Genomic DNA, 6,810 nt, shown 5'->3' on the forward strand with positions numbered 1-6,810 from the left:
CCCCGTGCGTTGCCGCCCGGAGATCGTACCCTCGTGGTCGCGCGTTTTCAGGCCGAACGACCGTGGAACGACCGCGTCCGAAACCGTCGGGCTGCGCCCGCACCTGCTCGGGCGCTAGGCCAGGCCCTGCAGGACACCGCCGTCGACACGCAGGGCGGCGCCGGTGGTGGCGCTTGCGGCCGGGCTGCAGAGATAGGCCACGAGATTGGCCACCTCCTCCACCCGCGCCAGGCGCTGGATCAGCGAGGAGGGCCGGTGCTCCGCGACGAACTTGCGGCCCATCGCCTCGAGATCGGCATCGGCCGCACCGCCGGCCATCTGCTTCATGAACTCGCCGACGCCTTCCGAGAGGGTCGGGCCGGGCAGGACGCTGTTGACCGTCACGCCGCTGCCCGCCACCGTCTGCGCCAGCCCGCGGGAGACGGCGAGCTGCGCGGTCTTGGTCATCCCGTAATGGACCATCTCGGTCGGCGTGTTGATGCCGGACTCGCTGGAGATGAAGATCACCCGCCCCCAGCCCCGCTCCACCATGCCGGGTGTGTAGGATCGGGACAGGCGCACGCCGCTCATCACGTTGACGTCGAAGAAGCGCTGCCAGTCGGAATCCGGGATCTCGAAGAACGGCTTCGGCTCGAAGATCCCGGTGTTGTTCACCAAGATGTCCACGGCGGGCAGCGCCTCGACCAGGGCGGCAACGCCTTCGGCTGTGGCGACATCGCCGGGCGCCGCGAAGGCGCGGCCGGCTCTCGCCTCGCCCCGCAGCTTCGCCAGCGCTGCCTCGACGCGCTCGGGCGTGCGGCCGTTGATGCCGACCTCGGCGCCGAGATCGCAGAGTTCCCTGGCGATGGCGTAGCCGATGCCGCCGGTCGAGCCGGTGACCAGGGCCTTCCGGCCGGTGAGATCGAGATCCATGGGACGCTCCAGCACATGACTCGTCGCGTCAACGCGGACCGGTGCCCGCGGTGGCATACGGGATCGGTCTAGCCGCTCCGACTCCGCCGCAGGACGCTGGCGCAGCCGCCGATCACCGAGAGCGCCACCGCGCAGGAAAGCGACAGGGTTACGGCCCGCTCGGCCCCCAGGCCGTGCGTCAGGCCGAAGACCACCGCCACCAGGGCCGCACCCAGCGACTGGCCGGTCAGCCGCGCCGTCGACTGCATCCCGCTCGCCCCTCCAGCCCGTTCGCGCGGTGCCGAGGTGACGATGACCTTGTTGTTGGGCGACTGGAACAGGCCGAAGCCGAGGCCGCACAGGGTCAGCCGCCAGACGATGTCGAAGGTGGCGGGAGAAGCGGGCAGGAGGGTCACGCTGACGAGGCCGGCGGCCATCATCGCGAGCCCGATCCCGCCGAGGATGCCGGGCGGATAGCGGTCGGCGAGGCGGCCGGAGACCGGCGCCATCGCGGCGACCGCGATCGGCCAGGGCGTGAGCAGGAAGCCGGTCTGAGTGCTGGTGAGGTGCAGCACGTCCTGGAAGTAGAAAGGCAGCGCCACGTAGGAGACCATCTGGGCGCAGAACGACGCGACGGAAGTGGCCATCGACAGGGCGAAGGCGGGGATCCGCAGCAGGTCCACCGGGAGGAGCGGGGCGGCCAGCCGGATCTGGCGCCGAACGAACACCGCGCCGATCACGAGGGCCGCCGCGAGTTCGATGACGGCGGTGTCCCGCGCCTCCGGATCGCCGAGGCCGTCGATCCCGATGATCAGCAGGCCGAAGGTCAGGGCGTTGAGCACCGCGCTCACGAGATCGAAGGGGCGCCCGCTGGCCGGCGTCACCGGCAGGGTCCGGGACGCTACCGCCAGGGCCAGGAGGCCTACGGGGATGTTGACGAGGAACAGCCACGGCCAGGTCGCCGCCGACAGGATCGCCGCCGCGACGGTCGGGCCGGCGGCCGAGGCCACCGCCACCACCAGCGCGACATTGGCGACTCCCTGGCCGATCATCCGGTGCGGATAGATGAAGCGCACGAAGCCGATATTGACGCTCATGATCGCCGCGGCGCCGAGTCCCTGGACGATCCGGGCCACGATCAGCAGCGGCAGGCTCGGCGCCAGCGCGCAGGCCAGAGAGGCGGCCACGAAGACCGCCAACCCCGGCAGATAGACTTTGCGGAAGCCGAAGATGTCGCCAAGGGCCGCGAAGGGCAGGAGGCTCGCCGTGACGGCGATCTGATAGGCGTTGACCACGAAGATCGCGTCGGCCGGCCGGACCGCCAGATCCTTCGCCATGATCGGCAACGCGACGTTGACGATGGCCCCGTCCAGGACCGCCATGGTCATGGCAAGCCCGATCGCCGCCATGGCAAGGACCCGCTCGCGCGGCGGCAGGCCGTCCTGAGAGGGTCCTCGTGGGACAGATCCTCGTGGAACGCCTTCGGGAATGCCTTGGGGGAGGCCTGGCGTTGCGCCTGGGCCGTGCGGGACCTGCGCCATTCTCGCGCGCTCCTGCGGCGTCCCGGCGGGCCCGTGACGTCGATGGGTGGGAAAATCCGACCGCGGGACGCGCTGCGGATGCCGTTTCCTCTCGCCCAGGCGGCGAGGCCCGTCGAGAGGCGCGGTGTGTCCTATGTCACGACGCGGGCGGGTTTGTTCGCGTCGGATCGCGGCGGTGTGGAGGGAGGGGCCGTGCCGCCCGGTGGCGGATCCCGTGCCCGGCGCAGGATCGCGTTCCGCCGGAACCCCGCATGCCGCTCAGGCCAGCATGTAGGTGAGCAGCGAGCGGAGCTGGGCCGGCTTGATCGGTTTGTGGACGAGTTCCGCGCCGGCGGCCGTGACCCGGTCCTCGACCGCCGCCGAATGGTCGGCGGTGGTGACGATGACCGGGAGTGGATCGGGCCGCAGCGCCCGGAGATAGGCGGCCACGTCGAGGCCGCAGGCGCCGTCGTCGAGATGGTAATCGAGCACCAGGATGTCCGGCCGCGCGGCGCCGGCTTCGACGGCGGCCCGCACCCCCGCGAGGTCGCGGAAGGTCGAGACCCGGGCATCCCAATTCTGAAGCAGGCGCGCGAGGGCGTCGGCCGTGGAGACGTCGTTCTCCACGACGAGGACGTGCGCGCCCGAGAGCCGCGTCGCCACCGGGGCCGGGGGGGCGACGGCGGCCGGGATCGTGCTCAAGGGCAGCGTCAGGGCGACCCGGGTCCCGTGGCCGATTCGGGAGCGCAGCCGCAGGGGATGGTCGAGGGCCTGGGCCATGCGGCGGACGATCGACAGGCCGAGGCCGAGGCCCGGGTCCTCGCCGCTTCCGGTCCGGGCTCCGCCGCGGAAGAACTCGTCGAAGACGAGGTCGCATTCCTCCGCGGCGATGCCACAGCCGGTATCGGTCACCTCGATCCGGATGCCGCCGGACCGACGCCGGGCCGCCAGGACGATCCCGCCGGCATGCGTGTAGCGGACGGCATTGGAGACGAGGTTCTGGAGGATCCGCTGCAGGAGCACGACGTCGCTCGCGACGGTGACGTCCGGGCAGCGCAGCGACAGCCGCAGGCCCTTGCGCTGTGCGAAGGGCTTGAAGCTCTCCGCCAGCTCCGCCAGCAGGTCGGGCAGAAACACCGGCTGGATCTGCGGCCGTACGATCCCGGCATCGAGCTTGGAGATGTCGAGCAGCGTCTTGATCAGATCCTCGATGGTCTGCAGGCCGCGTTCCACCTGGCCCGCGATGGCGCGTGCCTCCGGCGGCACGTCGAGATCGGCCAGCGCCGAGATGGACAGGCGGGCGGCGTTGACCGGCTGAAGCAGGTCGTGGCTCGCTGCCGCGAGGAACCGGGTCTTGGAGCGGTTGGCGGTCTCGGCCTCCTCCTTGGCGGCGGCCAGCGCCTCGTTGGAGCGCTCCAGGCGGTGCATCAGCCCGGTCAATTCCTCGGTGCGGGTGCGGACCCGGCCCTCGAGCATGATCGCCGTCTGGAACAGCGAGTAGGCACTGCCCCGCTGGTCCATGGAGCGCTCGACATGGGACATCAGCGCGGCGTTGATGCGCTCGAGCTTCTCGATCCGCCGGTGCAGGGAGGCGTCGGTCTCGAGACCGTTCGGGTGCAGGGTCACGACGCGACCGGGGCATCGTCGGCACCCGGCGCATTCCCGGCCAGGGCCTTGCCGATGGCGATGCCCGTGAAGGTCTGGTTCAGGTGCATCGCCCGGTACTGCTCGCCGAAGGTCTCGAAGCCGACGACGTTGTAGCGGCGATAGAGGTCGACGATGCCATGGCGCACCTGCCGGCTCTCGGCGTCGAGGCGACGGAGCACGCATTCGAAGCCGATGATCAGGTCGACGCCGCCGAGCACCGCGTCGAGACGCGCGAGTTCCGCCCGGGTCGAGGCGACGATGTCGCGCGGCTCGGCGAGCGTGAGCACCACGCCCTCATCGACCGCGCAGAAGAAGCTGAGCGATCCGTCCTCGTTCACCCGCCGGATCGAGCGGCAGAAATATTCGCCGCCGACCTTCACGGCGAGCGGGTAGGCGGCGAAGCTCATCGGCGACAGGCCCTCGGGGTCGAGGCCGATCGCCGTCGCGTATTCCCGGGCCGCAGGCTCGGCGTTGAGTTCCTGCACGGTGCGGCGCTCGCCGTCCGAGGCGGTGACCACGAACTTCGTTCGGGTCGGCTCGAAATTGTCGCTCTTGAAGATCTCCACCGAGAAGTCGGTCTCGACGAGGATCAGGACCGCCGCCTTGCGGTGGATCCTCCCGCCGTGGAGGAGGACGGCGTCGCGGAAGCGCAGGTCGTCGCCGGCCGAGCCGCCGACGATCGGAATGCCGTCGAGCGCCCAGGCGATCGCCGAGACGACAGTCTCCTCGGCATTGGCGAGCCCGTCGATCAGCGACAGGGCGAAGCGGTGTCCGGAGGCGATCGCGTCAACCTCGCGGCCTCGGTCCAGCGGGTCGAGCGTCCGGCGCAGCGCCCGGACCGCGGAGGCGGTCCGCTCCACGTCGAGGTGGTCGATGGCGTCGAGGATCGTGGAGACGATCCGGAAACGCTCGGCCGGGAACGCGATCACGACGAGCCCGCGGTCGAGGCCGCCGGCCGGCGCGATGCCGCCCGACATCGAGCAGCCCGCAACCGGCACGCCGGGGAACCGGGTCTCCAGCGCGCGGGCCAGGATCTCGGCATCATAATCCGCGGAGAAGAACGCGACGATCTGGGACAGGTCGGAGTCGCCGACTGCACGGGCGACCTCAGCGGCCGCGTCGGCGGCCCCGGCCGCGTCTGTCCAGGCCGTCCAGATGCCGCAGAGATGGCGGCGCACTCCCGATCCTTGAGCCACGTTCCACCCCCTGCGACCCCCTCGGCAGGCTTGGTGCCCGCTCTTCAGCGTCTTGCGCGGAGTATGTCGTGCGCAACCGAGCGGTGCAACGGGGCCTGTTACCCCCGGTCTGGGTCACTCTCGACGCCGGACCGGAGGGTGAGCGCTCACTTCATGCAGGCATCCTCGGCCTTCTCGAAGGCCGCGGGCTTGGGCTCGTGCTCGGGCGGCCGGTTGCGGCCGAGCGCCCCGTCCGAGCGGGCCCGGAGATACGTGTATATGTCCGGCAGGTAGCACATGACGTTCTTGTTATCGCCGAAGGCGGGCATGACCAGCTCCTGCGAGGCGCTCACGTCCTTCCTGCCGCCCACGACGATGCCGGCGAAGTGCGCGTAGTCCATGCCCTTGAGGGCGTCGACCAGCGACGGCGCGTAGGTCGAGCCCATCCCGTCCGGGCCGTGGCACACGATGCAGTTCGCATTGTACCGTACGTAGCCGGACATGGTGTACCAGTCGACCTTCTTGCCGCCCTCCGTGACGTGGTAGGTCGGGTCGCCGTTCTTGTCGGTGTACTGGCCGTCCTTGAGCTGGGCCGGCTGCGTCGGGCCCTCGCTCTTCAGGTCGGCCGCGGGCGGGCTGGCCGTCGGAGCCGCGGCGGAGGCCGGGAGCATCCCGAGGGTTTCCGCTGCAAGTCCGACCAGGATGATACCGGCAGCCCTCTTCGCGAAGCACCGCATGCGTCGTCCTCCTGCCGCCCACAGGCTTCTTCTTGCTGGCGCGGCGCGGGGATAACGACGAAGCGCGGCGGAGAACGCCTTGCTGCGCCTTCACGTTTTCGCGCATGGCCGATGAGTACCGCGAGAACCCGACGGAAGGACGCTTATCCGCGTTGCGCACAGCATTAACCTTTTGTTAATCGGCGCATTGCCGCCGGCCCTCCGGCGTGAGAGCTTTCGTTAACGAGAGCTTAACGGTTGGGTCCCGGCGATGCGGTTCGCGGTTTCCATGATGCAGGGACTGGTCAAGGGACCCGCCTCGCGTCGGCTCGCCCGGAGCCGTCTCGCGGCCCTCGCCGCCTTTGCAGCCCTCGGCATCGCGGGCGTCGCCGCCCCGGTTCAGGCGCAGACGCTGGCGAGCCTGCCCACCGAGGCCGGAGCCCGGGTGCAGGGCGACGCCAAGCCGATCGTCGCCTGGGTGACGTTCTGCCAGTCTTACGCGGCCGAGTGCGCGGTCGACCGGAGCGAGCCGGCCCGGATCAGCCTGACGCCGGCGACCTGGGCGACGATCGTGTCGGTGAACCGGCGGGTCAACAAGGCGGTCGAGCCGATGACCGACCAGGACCACCTGCACGTGGCCGATCGCTGGGACCTGGCCGAGGACGGCATCGGCGATTGCGAGGACTTCCAGCTGCTCAAGCGGCACCTGCTGGTCGAGGCCGGCCTGCCGCGGCGGGCGATGCGCATGACCGTGGTGATCGACGAGAAGGGCGAGGGCCACGCGGTGCTGACGCTCGTCACCGACCGGGGCGACCTGGTGCTGGACAACAAGACCAACGCGATCCTGCCCTGGCACAAGAC

The 6,810-nt window shown here is 70.4% G+C and carries 6 protein-coding genes; 1 reads left to right on the forward strand and 5 read right to left on the reverse strand.

Translation table 11 applies throughout. The features are described from left to right. Positions 1–114: 114 nt before the first annotated feature. The 5 genes from BLT59_RS08730 to BLT59_RS08750 form a co-directional block, all read right to left on the reverse strand. Entirely contained in the window at positions 115–912 is a 798-nt protein-coding gene (locus BLT59_RS08730) for an SDR family NAD(P)-dependent oxidoreductase (protein ID WP_091778525.1), read from the reverse strand. 68 nt (positions 913–980) lie between these two features. Next, a complete protein-coding gene (locus tag BLT59_RS08735; RefSeq protein WP_244513905.1) occupies positions 981–2,300 on the reverse strand; it encodes an MFS transporter in 1,320 nt (439 codons plus the stop codon). Positions 2,301–2,690: 390 nt separating this feature from the next. Next, positions 2,691–4,037, reverse strand: coding sequence for an ATP-binding response regulator (locus tag BLT59_RS08740; RefSeq protein ID WP_091778527.1), 1,347 nt, complete (start codon positions 4,035–4,037; stop codon positions 2,691–2,693). After that, positions 4,034–5,236, reverse strand: a complete 1,203-nt coding sequence (locus BLT59_RS08745; protein ID WP_244513906.1) for an FIST signal transduction protein — start codon at positions 5,234–5,236, stop codon at positions 4,034–4,036. The genes BLT59_RS08740 and BLT59_RS08745 overlap by 4 nt, the downstream gene beginning before the upstream one ends. A gap of 164 nt (positions 5,237–5,400) precedes the next feature. Then, a complete protein-coding gene (locus tag BLT59_RS08750; RefSeq protein WP_091778531.1) occupies positions 5,401–5,970 on the reverse strand; it encodes a c-type cytochrome, methanol metabolism-related in 570 nt (189 codons plus the stop codon). 250 nt (positions 5,971–6,220) lie between these two features. Between BLT59_RS08750 and BLT59_RS08755 the strand changes: the two genes are divergently transcribed. Beyond that, positions 6,221–6,810 (forward strand): transglutaminase-like cysteine peptidase (locus tag BLT59_RS08755; protein ID WP_175543970.1); only part of this gene is annotated, 590 nt, incomplete at its 3' end.

The organism is Methylobacterium sp. UNC378MF (assembly GCF_900103195.1).
In the GTDB taxonomy this organism is placed as follows: Bacteria; Pseudomonadota; Alphaproteobacteria; order Rhizobiales; family Beijerinckiaceae; genus Methylobacterium.

Coding starts and splice junctions, on each gene's coding strand:
- BLT59_RS08730 (WP_091778525.1), bottom strand. CDS start 912: ATGGATCTCGATCTCACCGGCCGGAAGGCCCTGGTCACCGGCTCGACC.
- BLT59_RS08735 (WP_244513905.1), bottom strand. CDS start 2,300: ATGGCGGCGATCGGGCTTGCCATGACCATGGCGGTCCTGGACGGGGCC.
- BLT59_RS08750 (WP_091778531.1), bottom strand. CDS start 5,970: ATGCGGTGCTTCGCGAAGAGGGCTGCCGGTATCATCCTGGTCGGACTT.